Annotated in this window: 23 protein-coding genes; 5 read left to right on the top strand and 18 right to left on the bottom strand. The window is 57.1% G+C overall.

The features are described from left to right. Nucleotides 1-16: 16 nt before the first annotated feature. The 4 genes from BM399_RS14970 to BM399_RS14985 form a co-directional block, all read right to left on the bottom strand. Nucleotides 17-382: a response regulator gene (locus tag BM399_RS14970; protein WP_092868562.1), complete on the bottom strand. Its 366-nt coding sequence runs from the start codon at nt 380-382 to the stop codon at nt 17-19. Further along, nucleotides 379-798 (bottom strand): STAS domain-containing protein, encoded by a 420-nt coding sequence (locus BM399_RS14975; RefSeq protein ID WP_092868563.1) that lies wholly within the window; start codon nt 796-798, stop codon nt 379-381. Before BM399_RS14975 ends, BM399_RS14970 begins: the two co-directional genes overlap by 4 nt. Further along, complete coding sequence (locus tag BM399_RS14980) at nt 798-3,128, bottom strand: methyl-accepting chemotaxis protein (protein WP_092868564.1); 2,331 nt, start codon at nt 3,126-3,128, stop codon at nt 798-800. The genes BM399_RS14975 and BM399_RS14980 overlap by 1 nt, the downstream gene beginning before the upstream one ends. 508 nt (nt 3,129-3,636) lie before the next feature. After that, nucleotides 3,637-3,981 (bottom strand): PilZ domain-containing protein, encoded by a 345-nt coding sequence (locus tag BM399_RS14985; protein ID WP_244531277.1) that lies wholly within the window; start codon nt 3,979-3,981, stop codon nt 3,637-3,639. Between the two features lie 366 nt (nt 3,982-4,347). Between BM399_RS14985 and BM399_RS14990 the strand changes: the two genes are divergently transcribed. Both BM399_RS14990 and BM399_RS14995 read left to right on the top strand, forming a co-directional pair. Continuing rightward, nucleotides 4,348-6,468 carry a bifunctional diguanylate cyclase/phosphodiesterase gene (locus BM399_RS14990; protein WP_244531278.1) on the top strand — a complete coding sequence of 707 codons (2,121 nt, stop codon included), beginning with the start codon at nt 4,348-4,350 and terminating at the stop codon, nt 6,466-6,468. A gap of 56 nt (nt 6,469-6,524) precedes the next feature. After that, nucleotides 6,525-7,391, top strand: coding sequence for a PilZ domain-containing protein (locus BM399_RS14995; protein WP_092868566.1), 867 nt, complete (start codon nt 6,525-6,527; stop codon nt 7,389-7,391). Between the two features lie 32 nt (nt 7,392-7,423). Here the strand turns inward: BM399_RS14995 and BM399_RS15000 are convergent, their stop codons facing one another. From BM399_RS15000 to BM399_RS15040, 9 genes are all read right to left on the bottom strand, one after another. Then, on the bottom strand, nt 7,424-8,287 hold the full coding sequence (locus tag BM399_RS15000; RefSeq protein ID WP_244531279.1) for a GGDEF domain-containing protein: 864 nt from the start codon (nt 8,285-8,287) through the stop codon (nt 7,424-7,426). A gap of 560 nt (nt 8,288-8,847) precedes the next feature. Next, nucleotides 8,848-9,117, bottom strand: coding sequence for a flagellar biosynthesis protein FliQ (gene fliQ, locus BM399_RS15005; RefSeq protein WP_092868568.1), 270 nt, complete (start codon nt 9,115-9,117; stop codon nt 8,848-8,850). Beyond that, on the bottom strand, nt 9,114-9,521 hold the full coding sequence (flgD, locus tag BM399_RS15010) for a flagellar hook assembly protein FlgD (RefSeq protein WP_092868569.1): 408 nt from the start codon (nt 9,519-9,521) through the stop codon (nt 9,114-9,116). Before flgD ends, fliQ begins: the two co-directional genes overlap by 4 nt. Then, nucleotides 9,518-9,934, bottom strand: coding sequence for a flagellar biosynthesis repressor FlbT (gene flbT, locus BM399_RS15015; RefSeq protein ID WP_092868570.1), 417 nt, complete (start codon nt 9,932-9,934; stop codon nt 9,518-9,520). The genes flgD and flbT overlap by 4 nt, the downstream gene beginning before the upstream one ends. Beyond that, nucleotides 9,934-10,278 (bottom strand): flagellar biosynthesis regulator FlaF, encoded by a 345-nt coding sequence (flaF, locus tag BM399_RS15020; protein ID WP_092868571.1) that lies wholly within the window; start codon nt 10,276-10,278, stop codon nt 9,934-9,936. Before flaF ends, flbT begins: the two co-directional genes overlap by 1 nt. Before the next feature lie 41 nt (nt 10,279-10,319). Next, on the bottom strand, nt 10,320-11,375 hold the full coding sequence (locus BM399_RS15025) for a flagellar hook-associated family protein (RefSeq protein ID WP_092868572.1): 1,056 nt from the start codon (nt 11,373-11,375) through the stop codon (nt 10,320-10,322). Nucleotides 11,376-11,379: 4 nt separating this feature from the next. After that, complete coding sequence (gene flgK / locus BM399_RS15030; RefSeq protein ID WP_092868573.1) at nt 11,380-12,852, bottom strand: flagellar hook-associated protein FlgK; 1,473 nt, start codon at nt 12,850-12,852, stop codon at nt 11,380-11,382. Nucleotides 12,853-12,882: 30 nt separating this feature from the next. Further along, nucleotides 12,883-14,145: a flagellar hook protein FlgE gene (locus BM399_RS15035; protein ID WP_092868574.1), complete on the bottom strand. Its 1,263-nt coding sequence runs from the start codon at nt 14,143-14,145 to the stop codon at nt 12,883-12,885. Further along, nucleotides 14,090-14,923, bottom strand: coding sequence for a response regulator transcription factor (locus tag BM399_RS15040; RefSeq protein WP_092868575.1), 834 nt, complete (start codon nt 14,921-14,923; stop codon nt 14,090-14,092). The genes BM399_RS15035 and BM399_RS15040 overlap by 56 nt, the downstream gene beginning before the upstream one ends. A 349-nt stretch (nt 14,924-15,272) precedes the next feature. Between BM399_RS15040 and BM399_RS15045 the strand changes: the two genes are divergently transcribed. The 3 genes from BM399_RS15045 to BM399_RS21245 all read left to right on the top strand — a co-directional run bounded on the left by BM399_RS15045 (nt 15,273) and on the right by BM399_RS21245 (nt 16,894). Next, on the top strand, nt 15,273-15,689 hold the full coding sequence (locus tag BM399_RS15045; protein ID WP_092868576.1) for a PilZ domain-containing protein: 417 nt from the start codon (nt 15,273-15,275) through the stop codon (nt 15,687-15,689). Between the two features lie 640 nt (nt 15,690-16,329). Beyond that, nucleotides 16,330-16,575 carry a hypothetical protein gene (locus BM399_RS15055; RefSeq protein WP_143117841.1) on the top strand — a complete coding sequence of 82 codons (246 nt, stop codon included), beginning with the start codon at nt 16,330-16,332 and terminating at the stop codon, nt 16,573-16,575. Between the two features lie 79 nt (nt 16,576-16,654). Continuing rightward, complete coding sequence (locus BM399_RS21245) at nt 16,655-16,894, top strand: hypothetical protein (RefSeq protein ID WP_177228182.1); 240 nt, start codon at nt 16,655-16,657, stop codon at nt 16,892-16,894. Here the strand turns inward: BM399_RS21245 and fliK are convergent. From fliK to fliF, 5 genes are read right to left on the bottom strand one after another with little or no spacing between them, the layout of a single operon-like run. Then, nucleotides 16,891-18,420 carry a flagellar hook-length control protein FliK gene (gene fliK, locus BM399_RS15065; protein WP_092868580.1) on the bottom strand — a complete coding sequence of 510 codons (1,530 nt, stop codon included), beginning with the start codon at nt 18,418-18,420 and terminating at the stop codon, nt 16,891-16,893. The genes BM399_RS21245 and fliK overlap by 4 nt on opposite strands. Then, on the bottom strand, nt 18,417-19,700 hold the full coding sequence (locus BM399_RS15070) for a hypothetical protein (protein WP_092868581.1): 1,284 nt from the start codon (nt 19,698-19,700) through the stop codon (nt 18,417-18,419). The genes fliK and BM399_RS15070 overlap by 4 nt, the downstream gene beginning before the upstream one ends. After that, on the bottom strand, nt 19,697-21,007 hold the full coding sequence (locus BM399_RS15075; RefSeq protein WP_092868582.1) for a MotB family protein: 1,311 nt from the start codon (nt 21,005-21,007) through the stop codon (nt 19,697-19,699). Before BM399_RS15075 ends, BM399_RS15070 begins: the two co-directional genes overlap by 4 nt. Then, a complete protein-coding gene (locus BM399_RS15080; protein WP_092868583.1) occupies nt 21,004-21,591 on the bottom strand; it encodes a hypothetical protein in 588 nt (195 codons plus the stop codon). The genes BM399_RS15075 and BM399_RS15080 overlap by 4 nt, the downstream gene beginning before the upstream one ends. Further along, entirely contained in the window at nt 21,588-23,288 is a 1,701-nt protein-coding gene (gene fliF / locus BM399_RS15085) for a flagellar basal-body MS-ring/collar protein FliF (RefSeq protein ID WP_092868584.1), read from the bottom strand. Before fliF ends, BM399_RS15080 begins: the two co-directional genes overlap by 4 nt. Nucleotides 23,289-23,421 lie beyond the last annotated feature (133 nt).

Raw genomic sequence — 23,421 nt, forward strand, 5'->3', positions numbered from 1 at the left:
GCTCTTTTATTTCGATTTAGGCGGCGACACGGCGGATAGCGGCGATGAGCTTCGTCGGTTCGAACGGCTTTACGATCCAGCCCGTCGCACCAGCTTCCTTCGCGCGCGCTTTCTTCGCGGCATCGCTCTCGGTGGTGAGAACAAGTATCGGCACTCTGCGGTAGCGGCTGTCTTTCCGCACAGCCTCGATAAGTCCGAAGCCATCCATCTTCGGCATGTTGATGTCGGTTACGATAACGTCCGGCATGGATGTCTGAAGCACCTCCAGGCCATGAACGCCGTCAACCGCTTGCACAACATTGAAGCCCGCTTCTGCGAGTGCCATTTTCAGCATGTCGCGCATCGTGCGCGAATCGTCGACGGTAAGTATCGTTTGCATCATGGGGAAAATCCTTCGAGAAGAAATTGGTCGCCTGACAATCCGACGAGCGCGATCGTGTCGAGAAGGGCTGCGCTCGGATTTGTCACCGCATAGCTCTGGCCATCGTTGCGCCAGGTGTTGGCCGCGGCCATCAAAACCTGCAACGTCTGCACGCCGACCCGGTTCACTTGACCCGCGTCAACGACCAGCGGAGCGCCACGACGGGCGACCAGCAGATCCTTGATGGAGGCAGCCGACGAAGAATCGCACGAATCCGGAAGGACGAGTTTGGCGTCTTCAACCGGACTTGGCATTTCGGCGGCCCCTTCCATCAGTTGCGCCCCACCATCATCCTTGCGGCGCGACTTTGCGGGCTTGCGCGGCACGCTCTTCGTGCGGGGACCGTTGGCCCCCGCTTTCGCTTTAGCGCGCGCCATTAAAATTCCTCCCAGCCGGCGTCAGAGGAGGCCACATTGCGCCGGCCCATGCCTCCGGCAGCGGCAACCTTCGACTTTGCCGGCGCGCGCTGCGGGCGGGCAATCGACTTCGGCGGTTCACGCCGGGTCGACATTTCAATGACCGTGTCGTCGCCGGTGTTGAAGCGGCTGACGAGGCGGACGAGTTCTTCGGTCTGTTGAGCAAGCGTTTGCGTTGCAGCCGTCGCTTCCTCGACCATCGCAGCGTTCTGCTGCGTGACCTGATCCATCTCGTTGACGGCCGTGTTGACTTGCTCAAGTCCATGCGCCTGCTCGTTGGCGCTGGTCGCGATGTCCGTGACGATGGTGTTGATTTCCGCGACCTGGGTCACGATACGAGTCAACGCCAAGCCTGTCTCACCAACGAGTTGCACACCCTGTGCGACCTGTCCGGTCGAAGCAGAAATGAGGCCTTTGATCTCCTTTGCCGCCTCGGCAGAACGCTGCGCCAGGGCTCGCACTTCCGATGCGACGACCGCGAAGCCTCGGCCCGCATCGCCAGCACGTGCTGCTTCGACGCCAGCGTTCAAAGCAAGCAGGTTCGTCTGGAACGCGATCTCGTCGATGACGCCGATGATCTGACTGATCTGCTTCGACGAACTTTCGATACCGTTCATCGCTGAAATCGCTTTGCGAACGATTTCTCCGCTCTTCTCGGCGTCTGCCTTGGCAGTCGACACCGTTTCCCGGGCATGGGTGGCGCCGCGGGCCGTCTTGTTGACGGTATCGGTAATCTCCTTAACGGCAGCTGCCGTTTGCTCAAGACTTGCTGCCTGGTTTTCCGTGCGCCGCGAAAGATCGTCGGACGCTTGCGAAATTTCCTCAGTGCCGAGCTTGATGCTGGCGGCACCTTTTTTCACAAGCTCGATCGTGCTTCTCAGCTGCGAAGCCGCAGAATTGAAGTCTGTCTTGAGCTTCGCGAACTCCGGAGCGATGTCGGCGTATACGGAGGTCTCGAGGTTTCCTTGCGCGAGTTCCGACAGAGAGGTTCCGAGCGATTGGACGACGACATTGATCTGGCCCTCGGCCTCGATCTTCGCGGCTTGCGCGGCATCGAGCTGACCCATCATCAGGTTCATTTGGTTGATGATGGCCTCGTACTCCGGAATGACCTTTTCGGTAATCCGATGCGTGAAGTCGCCGCTCGCTATACGCTCGGCCGCGCTTGTGAACGCGTCCATGAAGCGCTCGTGCTCCTTCGCATAGTGCTCGCTCTGCTCCTGCTGCTGTTTTGCAGCATCGACGGCGGCGTCGGTCATCGCCTTATTTTCGACGACGGCTTCCTTGAAGCGCGCGAGCGCACTCGCGATCATGCCGTTTTCGTTGCTGTCGGCGAGATACGGGACTTCGACACTCAAATCCTTATGGCTGATTTGATCCATCGCGCGGACGAGGCTCGAGAGCCGCACCGAAATGCCCTTTGCGATGAGACCGACCATGACAACAGCAGCGACCGTTGCAGCAATCAACAGCGCAAGCGTCCGGTATAGAGAGGATCGTGCAGCATCCGCATGGTCTTTTGCGAGACGGTCAAAAAGATCGCTGATTTGGCCAGCCGACGTTGCGACGAGGCTATTGGCGTCGCTCACCGATGCAATAACGTCGCTGCCGATCGCTGCTCGCCGATAGTCAGCCGCTTTGATTTTCGCAGCAATCTGATCGAGCGTCGTGAGAAGCCTGACGTTCGTGTCGCCGAGCGCGCTCTTCGATTCACCGGATAGATCGGCGCTCATAAGCTTATTCAGCGAGCCGCGGAATTTCTCCGTGGTTCGCCTTAATACGGCGTAATTGATTGCGAGCTTGGCTTGGTCGTCTACGGCGCTCACGGTATCAAGCGTGGATTTGAGATCGATCAGCGCCTGCTTCACTCCAGACAAGCGCTGCACAATCAAGTCCTGCGCGTGGAAAGTAGCAGCCGAAGCATCGGCGGCCAGACCCGACGAACTCGCAATCTGATCCAAAAGCTCGACGCCGAGACGGACTCGCTCGTCCGTCGACCGGGCATTCTCGAAGGCGTTTACGCTCGGCTGAACCCCGAGGCTTTGTGAAATGTTGGAGAGCTTGGCGAGCTCGCCGTCGCCCGACCTTGTCGTTTCATCGGCGGCCATCTTCGTCCAGACGGCGGATGCCAATCGGCCTCCATCGATTTCGCGATCAAGGGTGCTGATCTGCTGGAGCTGATGATCTGCATAGATATACAGCTGGATCAGCGATGGAATTAAAAACACCGCAGATATCAGGGCAAGCCGGCGCGGCATCGACCATTTGCTATTGATATATCCTATGACCATAGCTGAACCTGTTTCCTCGGAACGTTGCTCTTGTTTCTAGCGATTATTGTGCGGTGCGATTCGGCATCGACCCAGGCGCCCGCAATGCCATTCATGAATTCGGGTTGTAGGGACTCAAAGAGGGGGGGAGCTGACGCGAGCAATCGCCCCCAAAGCAGCGAAGGCTGCGTCGGTGGAAATGATCGGCGATCGTTAGATCTTTCGGGACTGACGAAAGAAGCGGCCGCGAATTGTCGTGCCCCATCGGTAGTTCCTGCTTTTTTCTAAAAGCCTGGAACATGTCGGATCTTGCCGACTCAGCTGCGCGGCGTCATGCCTATGATTTACTAATCAAGCAGCCGTGCACAAGAATTAGTCTGAAAAACTATCGAATTCGTTTACGAAACTAGCGCCGATGCGTTTTTATTTGAAACAATCCGGCATTGCCTATTAAATGACTTACGCTGCTTATTTCTCGCGCGATTCAGACGTTAATTTCTATTTATTATTGGGCAGCGATGGATTCAGCCTATTTCCTCACCCACGAAAGGCGCCGCGGCGGCCTGACATAGCTGAGACCAGCTATCGCATCATCAATGCGGATGAGCCTGCATTTCACAATTAAATCGTCTCCCGGGATCTCCAAATAGAATTCGCCATTCAGGCGCTCGGGCTCGGGGAGCTTAATTCGCGCTCCTCCCTCCGATAAATCCAGGACCGTTCCGGAAAGCCGTTGCCCATCGTGAAGCTCGATAACGGCGGCTTTGAAGACCGGCCGCCGGCCAAATTTGCGCAGATCTCGGGGACGTTCTATCGCCAAAGTTCTTCTCGGTATTTCTATTCTATTAAGGACCCTGCTCCGACAGCCGTACATCAGCGTGGAAAAACAAACCCATAATAAGGTGGGTATAATTGTGCGGTTCTTGATCGCGGCTAGGGATTCGGCTTCTGTTCCACAAACGATTCCTCCGCTTACGGAACATGTTAGCTCTACACGATTCGCCGTCTGATCGAGCTAATCTCGCCTTAAGACATTACGTTTAATTGTTGGAGTTATGGGCTGTCACCGACTCCTGTCGGGGGCGGAGGCATAATGCCAACCTAGATTGCCAAAGAAGGTTTAGAATACGGAATTGCCGTCAAGGGCTGCCTCTCGGTCGAGGGCTATCCGAAGGGATCAACTACGACCGGTAGAAAAGAGCGGGGCGGAACAATGCGAGGCTCATCGGTTAAAGGCGTCATGGCTTTCAATCTCGACGGACTTGCCTATAACGCTCCTGTTGCAAAGCGGGGTCGCAAGAGAGATGCGACCAGTCCGTATTTCACCACCAGTTCGGATGCGAAGGCCTTCGTGTCCGCACTTGATCAGGTGGGCATCGTTTCGATCACGGATATTGAGGGCCGCATCGTTCATGCGAACAGCGAATTCTCGCGCATCAGCGGCTACAGCATTGGCGAAGTCGTCGGCAAAGACCACTCGATTCTAAATTCCGGGTACCACCCGAAGAAGTTCTGGGCTGATGCCTATGGAAAGCTTCGCAAAGGCGAGACCTGGCGCGCGCCCGTGAAAAATCGGGCGAAGGACGGTTCGTTCTATTGGGTCGATTCAATCATCGTTCCGCTCAAGGGCAGAGATCGCCAGAGCAAGGGCTTCCTGTCGTTTCAGATCGACATCACGACTGCCGTCACGCTTCACATGGCACTCCAGGACCGCAACGCCCTGCTGCAAGCCGTGGTCGACAGCTTCCCCGGCGGCCTCACAGTCTTCGACCGCGACCTTCGCCTAATCCTCTGCAACAGCAAGCAGCGGGAGCTGCTCGAATATCCGGATTCACTTTTCGAGAACGCTCCCCCAACGCTGGAAGAGCTTTACCGCTTCAACGCCAATCGCGGAGAATACGGGCCGGGGGATGCCGAGGAACAGGTGCTCACTCGTCTCGAACTCGCGCGCAAGGGCGAGACACATATCTTCGAGCGGCAACGACCCAACGGAACCTACCTTGAGATTCGCGGCACGGCATTGCCCGGCGGCGGGTTCGTGACTGCCCACCTCGATGTGACTGAGCGGAAGCGGTATCAGGAGACCATCGGGCGGCTTGCGCACCAGGATGTTCTGACGGGCCTGCCGAACCGCGCCCTTTTTCAAGAACGCATCCGGGTCGGTCTAAAGCAGGTCCAGAACGGCTCGTCCTTGGCGCTTCATTGTCTGGACCTCGACCGGTTCAAGTCCGTCAACGACACGCTCGGTCACCCCATCGGAGATTCTCTATTGGTCGCCGTGGCCGAAAGGCTACGGGCCGAGATCAGGGAAACCGATACGGTCGCGCGACTCGGCGGCGATGAATTCGCAATCATTCAAATGGCCCCCCGATCAATCGAAGAAATCGAGGCTCTTGCAAAGCGGATCATTGCCGCCTTCGCCGAGCCGTTCGTTCTCGAAGAGAATACGGTCTCGATCGGAACGAGCATCGGAATTGCCGTCGCACCGTCCGACGGCATCGAAGTCGGCCAGCTGATGATGAACGCGGACATGGCTCTTTACCGGACCAAATCGCTCGGTAGAGGCACATTTGGTTTCTTCGAACACTCGATGCATGAACGATTGCAGACGCGGCACCAAATCATCATGGGGCTGCGCGAGGCGATCGCGAACAGCAAATTCGAGCTTCACTATCAGCCGATCGTGAACGTCAAAACGCGCAGGATTGTGGGCTGCGAAGCATTGATACGCTGGTCGCATCCGGTGAGGGGGCTCATTCCGGCCTCCGAATTCATTCCAATCGCCGAAGAATGCGGGTTGATTGGGCAGATCGGTGATTGGGTGCTGAAAACGGCATGCGCCGAGGCGAGCCTCTGGCCCGACGACATCTGGGTCGCGGTCAATATTTCCCCTGCCCAGTTCCGCGGCCAGGATCTCGTAGATAAGGTTACGAACGCTTGCAGAGGGCTTCCCCTCTCGCGTCTCATCCTCGAGATTACAGAGACGCTCCTCATGAAGGATCGGGACGTTGCATCGGACACGCTCGAGCGTTTGCGCAAAATGGGCGTCCGATTTGCGATCGATGACTTCGGGACGGGCTTCTCTTCGCTCAGCTATCTACAGAGCTTTCCGTTCGATAAAATCAAAATCGATCGCTCGTTCGTCTCCGCGGTCGCGAACGTCAAGCGGTCTGCGACCCTGCGGCGATCCATTATCCAGCTCGGCTACAATCTCGGCATGACGAGCGTCGGCGAAGGCGTCGAAACCGAACAACAGCTCGATCGTTTGCGGGCCGAAGGGTGCGTAGAGGCGCAAGGCTTTCTCTTTTCCCGGGCCGTGCCTGCCGCAAAGCTTCGCACGCTGTTCTCGAAGCCTCTTTGAAGACTTATGTGCTCCGTGCGTCCCACCACTTCGATATCATCCGAGAGAACTGACCTGTGTTTAGGGCGCTGCTAAAGATTTCGGAACCACGGCGGTCGTCGGTACCGCGAACGCGGATTTCCAACGAACCGGACGAAGGCAACGCGCTTTTCGAAGCGCTCATCTGTGAATTTCATTGGACGGCACTACAGATCGGGGGCATCGCGGCTTGCATGAATGCAGCGCTTGCTCTTGGACGCACCTGGACTCTTCGATCGTGCAGCAACTTGGTCCCCGTCGAGCCGCCAATTATCAACGTCGCGCTACGGGCGTGGCAGGAGATCGGGATTTCCGGCGAACTCGCCGCATCGATCAGCAAGATCTATTTCGATTTGTTGGACGCCAAGAAGCTCGCGATACCGCTGATAGACCAGGCCGGCGCCTTTTCCGGATCAGGCGTATCGCTCGCGAAGCTCGAGCAAATTACAGCGCTGTGGCGGAAGCTGGCGGAGGACTGCAAAATTGCGGTGCGCCGACTTGAACCTGAGACACGCTGGCGCTTCAACGGCGTCTACACCGGCAACGCGCTCATTCTCAGCAAATTCTTGCAGGAAGCGCAGTCAGGCTCGTACGGTTGCGTCAATCAATTCGGGGAAGCCGCCATCCCTGTTTTGCCGCAACGCCGCAAGACACCGAGATATGTCCTGCTGCAACCATGCAAGATCAGCGACAAAGTTGGCAGCTCCATTGCCTTTGCACGCGATATCTCGAAGAGCGGCATCGGCCTGGATTGCGAGCGGGATCTCGCATTGAAGGAGCGGGTTCTCGTCGAACTTCGCAGCGGTCAAAAACTGAAGGGGACTGTCGTCTGGTCTCGTAACAAGCGGGTCAGCGTACAATTCGACGAGCCGTTGACCGACGGCGACCCATTGATAGCGCGTTGAGCGTTCTTCTTTAGAGATTTGGGCCGGGGGCTCTATTCGTCGGCGACAATACGATTGCGGCCGCCGGCCTTTGCTTCGTAAAGCTTGGAGTCGGCGCGATCCAAGAGAGCATAGCAATCCTCGCCAGGGCGTAATTCTGCGACGCCGAATGACGCGGTGACCTTGCCGATCGGCTGGCCCGTTCTGTGGTGCATCCATTTCTTGTTTTCAAGCTCTCCCCGGATCTGTTCACCGAGGTTCTTCGCACCTTCAAGCCTGGTTTGCGGCAATAGTATAATGAACTCTTCACCGCCATAGCGAGCTGCCGTATCGCGGCCCTTGATATTTTTCGAGAGAAGCTCGGCGAACCGTCTCAATATCTCGTCACCCACGGCATGCCCGAACGAGTCGTTGATCCGCTTGAAATGATCGACGTCGGCCATGATCAATGAGAGTGAGCCCTTCGTTTCATTCGCGGTGCCGACCTCTTTCGGAAGGTGGATCTCCAACCAATGCCGGTTTTTCAGCGACGTGACGGCATCAAGCATTCCCAATTTATGGCTATCGCTAAGGCTAACCCTTAGCTTTTCGATTTGCTGTTGCGATTGCTGTAAGCGCGTATTGAGGTCACGCACTTCATTCTGAACTTTCTTGTTCTCGCTGATCAGCATCTGGATTATCGACCGGACGCGTTCGGGCGACGTCGACGATACGAGCGTGTTGCTGACCTTCGTCAGGGAGTCTGAATGCGTTCCGCTCAGCTCGAGATGCTCCTTCAGCAGGCGCATTACTGAAAAGACTTCGTCGTCCAGTTCCTGTCCGACTTTCTCGAGACGCTCCGACAGCCGCTCGTCAACTTCCTTATCTGCAGCAAATCCGCCGCGGAAAAACTGAACAGCCCCCCAAGCGAAAGACATGCATCCCGCCGTGACAGCTCCAAACAAGATAGCAAGGGCAAACGGATGAGAACCTAGCCGCACGATGCGGCCTCGCGAATCCACTTCAGCAATTTGCCAAGAAACGTCCGACCAGCTCGATATCGCGGTAACGTCGATCTGCGTGTGCATCAGCAGATGCCACAGCAGAAAGGTTGAACAGATTGCTGCGATACTGCCCAACATGATGATGGCGGACGAAGGCAATTGTTTAAGTGCAGATGCGCTCATAATCTTGCTCAGCTCTAAAGTGGCGAGGGGATTAGTCTCGCTGAAAAGAACATCTGCCTGAGATTTATTGCACATCCGGTTTCCAAGCGGAAACCTTGGGCAGATTTAGTGACGATCCGCCTGGCGACGGAATTTTTCCCGATATCACCAAGCGAGGAATGACTAACGACGCTCCACGCAATGGAACGCATGGCGCAGCCTACGGACCATGAGTCGCCCGCAGGCGCAATACTCTTATTGATTATTTATGTGATTACACAAAGAGCTACGGCTTGCAAAACGCAATTAATGGTCTTTGGACGCACGCTAGTTCACTTAAAGCCAAGCGCGATTCTCAGATAAAGCTGCTCAGTGAACACCTTTAACAAGTTGCCACTGTAGCTACCGGTCAGCAGGAGGATCAGAAAGCCCGCGATGATTTTCGGGACGAATGTCAGCGTCATTTCTTGAATTTGGGTCAGCGCCTGAATGAACGCGACGCCTACGCCAATTACCATGGCAGAGCCGACGACGGGCCCTGCCAATACAATGGTCAGCCAGATCGCTTGCTGGACGATTTGAAGCGCATCACCTTCCGTCATGTCATCGGGAAGCCTATCGTTACTCCGGCCGCGATCGGCACTTCCTTGCCGGTGGTCAGAATAGCTGTGGAGCCGGAAGAATCGATCCGAACAGATTGGATCACACCCGTTGTGCCATCCGGGGCCTTCAACGTCAGCCCAATCATGGTGCTGGCTTGAGAGATATTCGAGTTTACGAGGAGCTGATCGAGCTTGGAGTTCGTGTTGATGGCTTGCTCGACGCTCGAAAACTGAGCGATCTGCGTCATGTACTGTGTCGAGTCCGTTGGATTCAGGGGGTCCTGATTCTTCAACTGGGCGATCATCAGCTTCAAGAAATCATTGTAATTGAGCGTGTTTGACTTTCCTGCCGCCTGGGTGGCGGTTTGAGCGGTCGTGCCGCTGGTCGACGAAACGGCTGTCATGCGACCTCCTTGCTCTGTTCCTCAGTGTTCAATAGCGCCGCCTCTTGCGGAAGCAGCGATCTGACTTTCTTCAAAGCTTCGAACGGGCGATCGTTATCGAGCAAATCCGCGGTGTCGAGCAGACCCTGCCTTAGAATCCTATCGCTGATACTGCCGAGCAGATTGGCTACGGATTCCCGCGCCATCGTTTGCGCCTTCATGTGCAATGAGGGGTCGATCAGCATCATCTGGATCATGAAGTACAATTGCTTGAACGGCGTTGTCGTATCCTCGGGCTTCATCACATGCTGCTCGAGAAGGAAAATGACGTCGTTCATGAGCTCGATGCTGACCTTCCGGTCGACGCGCAGGACTCCGCCGTTGACGAAGAGCCGCTCACCGGCACGCAGGGTAATTTTCAAGCCGCCGGCCATCACAACCCTTCCGCGATGACATTCGAGACGTCGATCAGCCCCGCAAAATTCCGCGAGTTGCCTTTGCTGATCGCATCGGCTTCCTTGAGCATCCAAATGCCGATCGAGATCAGACCCGCCCGGACTTCATCCGGCAACCCATTTTCGGGCTTCGCGAGATCATCGAGGAAAAAGCTCCAAAGCCGATTGAGAAAGAAAATGGCATCGATCGCTTCACGCGACTGCGGTCCTGCCTTTTCTGCCGTCCTTAGGAGTGCAACCGACTGCTCGATGGCCAGCCGCTCGTTCTCGCGTTGCCGGCTGCCGGATTCACTCAACGTCTCTTCGTATGAGAACTTGTACATCTTCTGCCTTCCGGAAGCCTGATATTAGATGCTGCCTAAGCTCACGTGAGATAGTCCATGATGGTGAGATTGTTCAGCTTGTTGGTGATCGAGTACGCCGCTTGAAGCGCCGTCGAAATTTCTGAAAGCTTCGTCGAGATGGCGGCCGGATCGACTTGCTCGAGGTTGTCGATAGATTTCGTGAGGAAATCGATCTGCGAGCCGATCTGGTCGTTCGAGTCGGAAACGCGCTTCTGCGTTACGCCAAGATACGATTGGACCTGAGTAAGTCCGCCCGTTGCGTTGGCGACGAGATCTCGCGCCTTCGATACGATGACTTGCTGAGTTCCGCTTCCGAGATTGCCGAAGCCGAGGCCCGCAAACATCACAAAAGCTTGGGTCAACGAGCGGAAATTGGCGTCGTTTGCGGTTACCGAAGTATTGGCGATTTCGGTTCGCGAAATCCTGCTGCTTACTGCTTTGTCGGACGCACCCGACCACGTGCTCGACCAGCTCGAAGCGGTGAACAGGGCAGCGAACTCGTTATCGAGAAAATCCTGCATGTCCGAGGGCGAGATATTGGCCGCTGCGGGATCACTCGGATTAAAGCCAAACTTCGTGACGAACGCATTCGTAACTGCCTGTTGCGCAGCTGACGGAGGCGATCCGAAGAAATCGTCCATCGGTTTGACGTCAGAGTTGATGCCAGCAAAAAGATACTGCCCGTCAAGCGACGAATTGAGCTGGTCCTGAAGTGTTTGCATGCCGGCCTGGGCCGCTTGAAGGAGGGTCTCGGGCGACGTCGATGCCGAGCCACCGCTGACCAAGGCCGACAGGAACGACGATGTGCTTTTCGCTACGGTCTGCAATGCGGATTGCGAAGCTTCCATCCGACTCAGAACGAGGTTGTTCGAATTCTTGATAGCCTCGATCTGTTCGAGATCCTGCCGCATGGAAACACTGACGCCTGTGGTCGCGCCAAGAGTTACTCCGACGTCGGCATGCCTTCCGGTCGCCAACTCCTTTTGAACATCGACGAGTTGCGACTGCAGGCGAGCCATCGAACGACGAGTCTCATCCGTTAGGCCAGCCGACGATATGAATGATGCTGTGATCATGATGTTAGTTGATCGACTGTAGGAGGGTTGCAAGCATGTTATCGACCGTATTTATCAGCCGCGAAGAGGCCTGGAAGGTGCGTTCCAGGTCGAGAAGGTTGGTCATCTCTTCGTCCAAGCTCACGCCTGTTTCCCTCGAGAGCGCGGAACTCGCCCGGTCGGCCAGGGTTTGCCGGGACTCGGCTTCGGAGCTTGCCGATTGTCTCAGCGCTTCGAGCCATGCCACGGAAGATTTTGCGTAATCGGAGACGGATACCGTTTGCGGCAGCTGGGACGAAGCGTCGAACGAGCGTGACGCGGTGAGACTCGCAATCAACTGCTGAATTCGATCCGTGTAGGATGCAGCTCCCGTAGAGTTGTACGTATAAGCTGCGTTTCCAGCGATGCCACCGTCTCGCACAAGCTGCGCGTTTCCGCCTTGCGAAGGGTCGACAGCCGAATTGATTTTGATCGAGCCCGCGAGGCCTGCGATGACCGTTCCCGATGCCGGAATTGCCGGCCCACCACCGTACGTAAATAGACCTGCTGCGGCCGGAAGCGTCGGCGTTGCGGATTGATCGGTCTCGGCGGTCGCTTCGATCAAGCCGCGAGCGATCTCATCGAGCTGGCTCTGATAGGTCCGCGTAATGTTGTCCCTGACGTCGACAAGGCCCGCGAGCTTGCCGGAACTGATCGACATCGTGTGCGGCGTGCCCGCGATCGGAACCCCGTCCGCGTATATCGGAGACCCGACAGAACTCGGCGAAAGATTGGACGTTGGAGCGAACGTGACCTGGCGCGCGGTTTTATCAAATAGCGTGACGCCGCTGTCGGTATAGATCGCCATATCGCCGCCGGCGCGCGAAACGGTGCGTATGCCGACTTCCGTCGACAACTGCTTCAGGACGGCATCGCGCTGATCGAGGACGTCCGTGATGTCTGCGCCGCTGCTCGTTCCTTTCACGATGCTCTGATTGAGCTTCTCGAATTGAGCGAGCAGATTGTTGACGTTGGAGACCGACGTCGCAATGTCGGAATCGGCCTGATTTCGGATATTCGTTACGGTCTGGGTGGCGGAATTGAGAGCCGTTGCCAACGACTGGGCCGCCGAGACGACTGTCGCTGCAACGGCACCATTCTGAGGCGCAGCCGAATAGTTTTGTAGCGCCGAATTCAGTTTGGAGATGAGAGCCGCGGGCGAGCTCTCAGAGTCTGTGTCTCCGACCGTGTTCTCAAGCCGGTCGAGCGCCGAGTTGACCACGGTTTGTGTCTGATTACTGGCATTCGCGCTCAAATAAGTATCAAGCAGAAGCTTGTTTGCAGTCCGCGATATGCCAGCAACGCTGACGCCGCCGCCCCCTACCGTGACGACGTTTGCGATCTTACGCGTCGCGTCGGAATCGTTTACGCGCGCAATATTCTGCGAGACTACCGAGATTTGCTCAGAAACCGTCGACAGACTTGAACGCGCGTTGCCGATACTCTGTGTAAGCGTCATCAATAGGACCTTTGGCTATTTCACTTCACGTCAGCGGACGAGATTCACGAGCACGTCCAATAGTTCGGTACCCGTCTGGAACACTTTCGAATTTGCGGTGTAGTTGCGTTGCGCCTGGACCATGGTGGTCAACTCGGACGCAAGATCGACTGTCGAATTTTCCAACGCCCCGGAAACGACCGAGCCAAACCCGCCCGAGTTGGCCAAACCGAGCTGTAGATCGCCCGAGCTCTTATTCGTCGCGAAAACGTTGCCGGAGATTGCCGTCAGGTTGTCGGGACTTGCGACCTTTGCGAGCGGGATACTGAACGCGTCAACGCGCGATCCATCGGCGTAGACGGCCGTGACGGTGCCGTCGGGGCTGATTTCAAGACGGTCGACAGCGGTTGGAGGACTGCCGTTCGCGCTTGCATTTTGCGGCGTATAGGCAGCCGCAAGCTGGGTGGTCTTGCTTATGTCAAGCGTCAGCGTGGCTCCGTTCGGAATGTTGACGCTGAGCACGCCCGAAGTCGGCGACGTAAGCTGTCCTGTCGAGGGGTCGAACGTCAAAGCCGTCGTCGTCAGCTGCGAACCTGTAGCATAGGGAAAGCCGCCGGATGCCGATGCGCCACTTGCGTTATAAACGCTGAATTCCCACGTATTATTTGCGGTTTTCGCCGAATAGACGTCGAGCGTGACCTGATGCCCGAGGTTGTCGTACGTCACGATTGACGTTTTGCCGGCGAATTGTGCGGTAGCCGCGTTTGCGGAGGGGAGGTTACCTGCGGCCGTGATGGCGGCGTCGGCCGGAAGGTTGACGTCAAACTTTCCGGATGTCGAAGGTGTCGCCTTCATGCCCAGGCCGGCGGTGCTGACGACCTGAAGCCCTGCTGCGCTATTGATAACCGAACTCGAGCTACCGTCCAAAAGGTTGTAGCCCAGCAACTTGAAACCTGCGGCGTTGATAAGGTCGCCGTTGGCATCAGGAATGAAACTGCCGGCGCGCGTGAGAAATGGCGTGCCCGCCGAACTCTGGACCATGAAGAAGCCATCTCCACTGATCGCAAGGTCCGTCGGTGATTTGGTATATGTGAAGTCACCCTGCGCCGAGATGGCGCGACGCGCGATCGTCGAAACGGAGCCCGGAACGTATGCCGCGACGCTACCCTGCGCGATGAGCGTCGCGAACTCTGTCGATGCCGTTTTATAGCCAGTCGTGTTGACGTTCGCGATGTTGTCCGCAACCGTACCCATTCGGTCAGACTGGACAGACATCCCCGAGACGCTGGTAGTCATTACTCCGTAGAGACCCATCGACATTCTCCTCGTCGCGCATGATGCTCGGAGCAAGCAAAGCATCTGTGCCTTGCGTGAGACTGGTTGCTGCCGACCCTTGAACCGGGTGCGAAGCGTCTTCGAGGGCGAAGTCTTTCAGACGGTAACCGAGGAAACGCTGAGAATCGATCGGGTCATATCCGAGCTTCTGCTTCAGCCTTTTGCGAAGCCGGCTGATGTGACTTTCAATTACGTTCTCGTGAATCTCATCATTAAAGATTCCATATACACGGTTGAATATCTGCGTTTTGGTGATCCGCGTATTGCGGCTTAGGACCAGGCATTCCAAAATCCGGCGTTCTCGCCGCGGCAATGGAAGGACCTCGCCATTCACAATGGGATCGCGGCCATCAAAGAATATCCGTATGCCGCCGACATCCACGCACTCATCGGTAATTTGCATTCGACGGCGAATTGCACCGCTACGGGCCAATATCTCCCGGACGTGAAATGGCTTCGCGAGCACATCATCGAAACCCAGCGAGAAGAGCTCGAGCGTTTCGCTAAGCGCCCTCGCTTCGATCAAGCCGATAAGCGGCGCCCTGCAACGTGACCGAACACGCGCCGAAATCTGCCGGCGACTTGAAACCGTGCCGAGCAAAAATCCCTCGATAACGGCGACATCCTGATCGTTGATGAGTTCAAACCACTCGAAGAACTCGGATGGCTCTACAGCTGTAGCTGCAATCCCCTCGCGTTCGAAACACGCAACATACCCTCCCGCGACCGTCGAACGGTCGTCAAGCACTACGAACATGTTGCCCCCCAAGCCCCGCAAATCATTGGCATAAAAGGAAATACAGTGATTCACGCTCATTATTAACAACTATTTCATTATTGCATGGGGCGCAAAAGACACGCCAAATCACACGGAGGTTACACTCGGTGCAGATACATGCGAGATGAGCATTCGACGTCGAGGCGCGCTCCCTACCCAATTCAAAATGCATATAATTTTATGAGTTTTTCTCTCAGCTCCGTAAGCTTATTGCGGTTGAATAGATATTCCACCGCACGGCGAAGAGCCGAATACGAGGAATCGGAAAAGCGGCGGGGAATACGTTTTAATTGCAGAGAGCAGAGCGGGTCTTGTTCAGGTGCGTAATATGAGGCAGACGAAAATTCGAAAGCTCTTCCGCAGCATGACCGCTCCTGGAGTTATCGCAGAAGAAGTTCTGTCGTCAGATGAGCGCCGGACTAGCGAGAGGCATTCTTCGCGTCAGCACGTCGCCATGCGCTTTCGCAATTCGCATTTGATCTGTGATCTGACTGATCTTTCGGAGACGGGAGCGAAGATCGCCGTGCTCGACGGTGTTGTGCCGAATGTCGATGAGACGGTAACGCTGACGCTATTCGACGGAACGGTCATTGCCGGCACCGTGTCGTGGTTACGGGAAAAGCATATCGGCGTTGAATTCGCTGCTCCTGTCAGCGACGTGGACGAGCGATTGGATTTCGAAAATCTCGGCAGAGATTATTTCGGCAAAGCCGTCAAACTTCAGAAATCTGCGCGCCGGACCTAGTTTCATCGCAAACCTGTCAGCGCTCCGCAAGCCGAGTCAAATATAAGGTAGGCCTATCTTTGTGCCTTCCTTTTTACCCGGCTAAGCAATGCGATCGCGGGCGCCGCTTCCATCAAACTTCGACATTCTCATCGACGATCTGGTCCGTCGAGAGGATGAGGTGCTCAGCGCGCCGAGTTCGTCGCGCCGATTTTCGATGAGCGGCCTCGAGGCCGCGTGGGACTTCGCTGCTGCGCGGGGCGGAACCGCTTCTCGCATAAGTCAACCGCGCCCCAAACATTACGGCGACGACAGCGGCAGTGACATTGAGCCCGAAGCTTCGTTAGATCCTAACAAAATATTACTCGAGCTGGGTCTCGGCTCAGGTGTCCCGGAGGCCGACGTCGCAAGTCTTCGACGAGAATTTGCCTTGCGCAATCATCCCGACCGGGTTCCGGCTGAACTCAGGGCACTTGCGACGCAACGTATGATGATCGCGAACGATCTCATTGACAGATATGTCGCCGGGCTACGCAAATCTCGCAGCTAGAAACGCGCGAAATTTGCTAAAATGCAAATAGCTTTGTTGGCGATGTTCCCATCAATGCCGTGTATTTTCACAATCAGTGGAATGGCCGGCGAAGTGCGGTGAGGAACGAATATGAAAGACGTGGGTGCGGATCTCGGTGCGTTGCAAGCTCGTATGGCGGGCATCGGCTCTCGCCTCGGCGGTGACTGGGCAGAGAAACTGCAACACCAATTGCATCTCGATCTCGACACAGCGGAATGCGCTTATTGGCATTCGGGCTATTATCAAGCCCTCGCAGACGTTCTCGATCTCATCGCGAAGCCGTCGACTAACGTCGACACCTCGGACATGACCAATCGGTACCGTGCGGCCGGCTAGGATGTAAGAAGTTTCCGCGGGGCAGAAATTGATGAAACATTTCGCACTCTTTTTCAAAGGCTAGCCGCTCTTCCGCGAAGTGGCGGAATTTGAACTGCGATGCCGTGCCGATGTGCGCTTTCAGTTTCGATTTCAAATTTTCGCCGGCGCTGCCGACATACGTAATCGAAAAGCGGCCAAGGTAATCGATAAAGCCGAGCGCGTAGGCGCCAGGACAATTTTCGACGAGCTCTTCATCGATGGCGTCGGCCGCGAGCGAGAAGGGGCCATGCAGCCCTGTGCCTGTCAGTTCCTGCTGCGTCATCTAAACGATACCTAGATATAGACTGCGTTGCCTTGCCGGCTATTCGGTAAGTCGCCGGCAGATGTCTGCTGCGAGTTATCCTTCTGACGACGCTGCGCTTGATCCGACGTTGAGCCATCGCGCCGTTGCGCATCCCCATCTTGTCGTCCCGCGAAGTTGGAGCGCGCCTGGTCACCGTCGCGGAACGGCGATCCGCTCGTTTGCCCGTTGGAGCTTGCCGAGTTGCTCGAAGATGTTTCGGTGATCTTCAAACTGGAGACGTCGTAGCCCGCGTCTTTCAATCCTCGCTCTAGCGATGTGCGATCATCGTTGAGAATTTTTGCTGTCGCTGCCTTTGAAGCTTCAGCTTCGATCGCGAGCGAATTCGACTTGAGGCTGAGACGCAATCTCACGGAGCCGAGGTCTGGCGGAGAAAGCGTCAGATCGAGCGAACGCAATACCGGTGTCGGTGCCGGAGCGCGATCCTGAAGGTCCATTGCGGTGGTGTTCGGGGCCAATGCCCCGGCTTTTCCGGCGAGTGCATCGATGACACCGTTGCGAATTTGCGCGCTTACGCTCGGTTGTCCCTGCTGCGCGGGTTTGGACTCGATCGAAAAGATCCGTTCGTTGGAATCGGATGCATCCGCTTTCGCGACCTTGCTGTTCATCACGTCGCCGGTCGCCTGCTGCTGAAAGCGTGCGCCGGTCTGATCCTTATCGGCGAGGAAGGAATTGTCCGGCGTGTCCGTCGCGGCTGCCGAGACGGCTTGCGGCTGGAGCTGATGCAGCGACTCATTCGATGTCTTGGCTGACGGGTCGGCATTCCTTTGCTCCACCGTCGGCGGACGAGGCAACGAGAAGGGGGCGGACGCGAGTGGATGCGGCGCGATGCGCTCCTCGGGTGTCAGCCTGGAGACCTGCGAAGCCGCGGCTGCGACCGTTGTCTCGGCGAAATTCCAATGCGTCTCTTGGCTGTTGACGACCGCGGTCGTTGCATCGCCGATCTCATCGCTATGCTCCGGCGGCATCGCATTCGGCACGGTGGCCTGGGCGAGATTCGTATTGTCGTCACTCGGAACCAGACGCGATTTCGCGTCGAGCAATGCGGCGATGCTATCCTGCAGCAGCAGATTTCCAGGCCGCGCCGCGCGCTGCATATTGTCGACAGGCGTCTCGACGCTATCCGGCGCCTGCTCAACAGGGCCATTGCCGTTCACGAGAGCCGCAATCGTAATCGACGGCCCATTATCACTTCGCTCGGCACTTGCGTTGGCTTTCGGTTCCTGCTGACCAATGCTGTCGAACGTTTCCTCGAACGACGGATCACCATCGTCCGTTTTGGAATTGCCCTGCTTTCGCGTCGATATGTTATCGCTGCGTCTAACGGAGTTGTCGGCCGAAGGCGCTTTGGCCTTAGTGGTATCCTTCGTCGCGTCTTCAGACTTGTCGTCGCCGTCCCGAGACTGCTTGGCTGCGTCTCGATGCGAACCGACACGCATGCGAACGGATTGCAGAAGTTGATCGACAGTGTTTGGCGCGGCGCCTCTGACCGGGGCTGTCATTTTTCACTCCGTGCAATGATCTGATCGGCTTCTTTCAAGAGGGCATCCGCCTCGCCGATGGCCGCGGCAGCTTTCGGCAGAACCGGATTTTCGGCGGTCGTTCCAGCCGCCCGCACTTTGATGCCATCGCGACCAGCGGCAATTTCGTCGCCAACTACGCTCTTTGCGATAAAGCCCGCCACTTCGCGAATTTCCGTATCCTCGTCGGAAAGCCGATCTGCCGTGATCTGATTCAGTGCCCTCAAAGCATCTCCCGCATCTGCTGAAGGCGCTTCTGCCGCTGCCCGATAGAGGCGGGCTTTATCCAATGTTTCGGGTGCTGCGCTTTCGATCTTCAGAATTCTGTCGGCCGCGGCCCGAGCCAGCTTCAACCTGCCTTGCAGAAGCGCTTCGCCGGCGACATCGATAAAGAGTTCCGACGCAACCTGCATGTTCCGATCATCGAAGGAATCGGCCAACTTATCGACGATCGTTGGATCATCCATATCGCTGCGCTTTGCCGTTGCTTCCGCGAATTCGCGAAAGAGCTTCCATGCATAAATAGACTTCCCGAACTCGCGGACGTAGCTCGTCGTCAGCATGAGCGCACGGTTCCGCTCTCCCATGCCAATGAGAATCGGGATTTGCCTTCGCGTTGCGGCTTCGTCGATTGCGGTATGCGGGCAAGCAAGCCGGGCATCATCAAGCAGCTCAATTGCTTTCGCGTGGTTGTCGTCGAGATAGAGCGAGGCGCGAGCCAGCGCGAATGGTCCTACTAAGCTGACGTCGAGGGACCTCGGATCGATCTCCATGAATAACTTCCGAGCGGCCCTCGGCTGGCCTTGGGCAAAACTCACGATTCCTGCCGCCAATTTCTGATCGGCCGTTCCAAGCGTGTTGCTGTCGATCAGGGGCGTGAGAACATGCGCATCGCCGCCGCTCAATACATAGAGCAAGCTCGTCCGCACGTTGATGTAGTCTTTCCAATCTTCCGGACCGAAGTGGCGGACTTCACTGGCGATCTCCCTCAACAGTCGCGCCTGGTCGGCAAGCGCTTCACGGTCGCCATGTATAATTTTGTCCTGGATTGCGCCCAATTGCTCGACGAGGCGAAGCGTGGCCTCCCTCGCCTGCATCTCGCTCGCAGCCTTTGCGTCATACGAGGGGACGGCATGAGCGAGTGGCGCATCCGATTTCGGCTCGCCGAATATGAATGCCGGCTGGAAGTAAAACGCCGCGCCGGCCGCGGCGCCGGCCAGCGCAACGAACAAAGCAGCAGAAATCAGCGCAAGGCGCTTCATTTCTGATCCTCTTTGACGAGGATGTCGATCCTGCGGTTTGGCGCCGCCAACGTATCGGACGGAATTTTCGGGTCGCGGTCGGCACGCCCTTCGATGGCGGTAACGCGCGTTTCGGGAACGCCGCCTCGGACAAGCATGTAATAGGCCATTTGCGCGCGCGCCGCAGAGAGCCGCCAGTTATCGTAGTTTCCGCTCTTGTAGGCGCGACTATCGGTGTGACCGCGGACGACTATCGTTCCCGGCTGGGCTTGAAGAACATTTCCGATCTTATCCATCACGAGCACGAGCTCGGGGCGCGGCTTGGCCGAGCCCACTTCGAACATGCCGAAATGCGCGTCGTCCGTCAGGCTGATGAGCACTCCTTCTGGAGTTGCCTTTACCTCGACCTGCGGCAGGTCTTTCGAGATGTTCGAAATCGCGCTCGTGATTTGGTCTTCGAGCTTTTTCGCCTGTTCGTCCTTATCCTTATCGTGCTTCTTTTCTTCCTTCTTCTCTTCTTGCTTCTCTTCGGTCTTCGTCTGATCCAATGCAGCAGGCGTCTGCTTCGCTACGACGTCCTGTTGCTTCGGCTTGTCGAGTTGGTTCGCCGCCTGCGGAACCGGCGGCGTCTGCTTGGCGGTCTCTTGAGACGGCGGTTTTGAATTGTTGGCTGTAACGGCCTTCGCCCCACTGGGTGGGGGAGCTGCGGTCGCCGGCTGCTGCGCTGGCTTCAACGTGTCCTGAGATTTGCCGGCTCGCCGATTGGTGCGGTCGAACGGATCGCTGATGTTGCCATCCGCCGGGCTCGAGGCCGTCGTCGGGGAATTGGCGCGTGCCTCGTCCGCAAGCTTCTCGAGAAGATCGCCCGGATTATCGAAAAGCGCCTGTTCCTTTTGAGCTTCGGTGCTTTTTCCACCGGCGGCCGCGCTCGATTTCTGCGCCGCTTCGTCCATCGCGTCGCCGGTACGTTCTTTGCTCTCTTGCTCTGCTTCCTGCTTCTGCTGGCTGTTGATGACCTGCTTTTCGAAGCCCTTTTTGCCTCGCTCTTCGGTTGGCTTCGTCGCCGTTTCCGTCAAGTCCTCAAGGCCCTTCGGCGCAGCGTAGCGGTCCGTCAGCCGCATCGGATTGAAATATGCGGCCACCTGGACGATCGTCTTTTTGTCCGCCGCATTGATCAGCCACATCACCAGGAAGAAGGCCATCATCGCGGTCATGAAATCCGCGTAGGCGATTTTCCAAACTCCGCCGTGGTGCGGCTCGTCGGTGTTGCGCCGCCGCCGAATGATGACGAGCGGTTGGGATGAAACGTCTTCCTGGCCGTTGCTCATGGTGCTATCGCCTCAAGCGCCGCAATCCACGCAGAAACATTGAGTTCGATCTTGGTGTCCTCAATGTGAGCGCGAATATCGCTGTTCGGACTTTCGGAGTATCCGATTTGAAAGCCTTCCGTCGGCAATCGCTCACGAAGGCGTTCGACAATTTCGGCCGGCGCCTCGACATGAACTTTCGCGCCTTCGACAAGTGCACGTGAAATCGCGTTCTCCAGTTCCTGCAAGGCGCGTTCACGCAATCGATCCATGAGCCACGGGCGCAACAGCGCCGCTACACGCTCCTCGATGCTCAACTCGATAAGTTTCGTGACGTTTTCCAAACGCTGGGCCAGGACGTCGGCGCAGTCGCGCTGCCAGTTCTGCTTTTCCTCGGCGAGCTGTTCGGAATGAAGGTTCGTTGCCTCCGTCAGGCGAAGCTCCGCATCGGCGTCTGCTTCCGTTCTTCCATCGGCGTGACCTCGCCGATACCCATCCTCGAACGCCAACTTTATTTCGGCTTCAAAATCAAGTTTGGCTTCGCCATTCTCGCGATCGAAGTCAGACAGGAGCGAAAACGCCGAACTGTGAAGTCTCGCCGTCATCCGTTCTTGACCCAGTGCTTCAGGATGGCTGTCGCCTGCTCCTCGTCACTATCGATGATGGCTCCGAGCTTTTCGACCGGCCCCAGCGTGAGCGACCGGCCGAACGATAGGCCGGTTCCAAAGCCGGACCCCATTCCCATTCCCATCCCCATGCCCATTCCGCCTTCGGCCTCGAATGGATTGGCCCCCGGCTCCAACAACGGCGATGCCATCTCAGGCATATCTATGGGAGCAGCCCCCGATCCGCTGATCGACGCGAGCGGAGACCCAAGTGCCGCGACGTTGCCCGGTCCCTCGACGGCTACTCCGTTCGACAGCAGCGTACGCATGACGGGTCTGAAGCCAGCCATCACCACAATGGCGGCGACGAGAAGTATCGTCAGCGATTTTATTCCCGTTCCCGCAAGACCCAACAGCAACGGCGCCCACCCAGAGGCGGACGATGCTTCGTCGAATGGCGACGGAGCGAAGTCGACTGCTGCGACGCTGATAAGATCGCCGCGCTTCTTATCGATGCCGGCGGCCGAAAGCGCCAGCTTTTCGATTTCGGCGACCTGCTTGTCGAAGTCTTCCGCCTTCGCGTCCTTGCCGATGACGTCGGCGAGGCGCTTCTTATTGATGACCACCGCGACCGAGAGATTATCGACCTTATATCCCTCGCTCGAGGTGGAAGCGGACTTCGAGCTGATTTCGTAGTTCGTCGTTTCTTCCTTGCGATCCTGGGCCTTCTTAGTCTGGTCTTTGGCCGGAGGCGTCTCGCCGGGAATATTCTGCTCAACGCTGACGTTCGTCTTTCCGGAAGAGTCCTGCGAGCTCTGCGCCTCTTTGACGAACCTAGTCGAACGCTCGACCTTGCTTTCCGGATCGAAGTTCGTTTCGGTCGTTTGATGCTTGTCCATGTTCAGGCGTGCGATCGCGCTGACCTCGAAATTATCGAGACCCAAATAGGGCGCCAGCGTGCGGCGGACGCTGTCCTGTACTTGTTGGGCGACGGTGCGTTCCAGGTCGAGCATCTGGACGGGCGCATCGCCCGCTACACCGCGGCCGCCTCCGAGAATCGTTCCGTCGGTGCCGATCACCTGCACCTGGTCCGGCGTCATCTCGGGAATCGCGGAAGCCACAAGGTGCTTGATCGCGGGGGCGGCAGCGGCATCGCCAGAAATGTCGGTTCTAATCACGACGGATGCAGACGGCGGCTGCTTCTTGACGCGCAACGCGTTCTGATCGGGAAGGAAGATGTGCACGCGAGCGGCGCGGATGCCCTTCAGGTACTGAATGGTGCGCGAAAGCTCTCCTTCGAGAGCGCGGACGCGGGTGACCTCTTGCATGAACGAGGTGAGACCCAATGCGCCAAGTTTGTCGAACAGCTCATATCCGGCGGTCTGACTTCCCGGCAGACCCTTTTCGGCGAGAAGTGCGCGCGCTTGCGCTGTCTCACCAACGGGAACGCTCAGCTTGGTGCCGTCGATGCTGGTTTCAAAGGCGATCCCCGCCTCGCTCAGCACCGAGCCCATGCGGCTTATGTCCGACGGCGTCAGGCCGACGTACAGGGTGTCGTAGCTCGAGCGGGAGGCAAAAAAGCTGCCGATCGTTATCAGTGCGAATACGAACGCGCCGGCGGCTCCGAGGGCCATAAGGCGCTGGCGGCCCAGGCCTTTCAAGCTCTGATACAGATTTTCGAATTGACGCCAATCCATCTTCAACCTTACCGGCAAAGTGAGATGCCGACGGTAGAGAGGGAACCTTGTGCAAAGGTGACGGGCCGCCCCCGCGAGGCATTCCGCGTTTGCGGAGCGTTGCCTCGGGGATGCGGCCCGTCTGATGCGTCAG

It is taken from the genome of Hyphomicrobium facile (assembly GCF_900116175.1).
Classification (GTDB): Bacteria; Pseudomonadota; Alphaproteobacteria; order Rhizobiales; family Hyphomicrobiaceae; genus Hyphomicrobium_B; species Hyphomicrobium_B facile.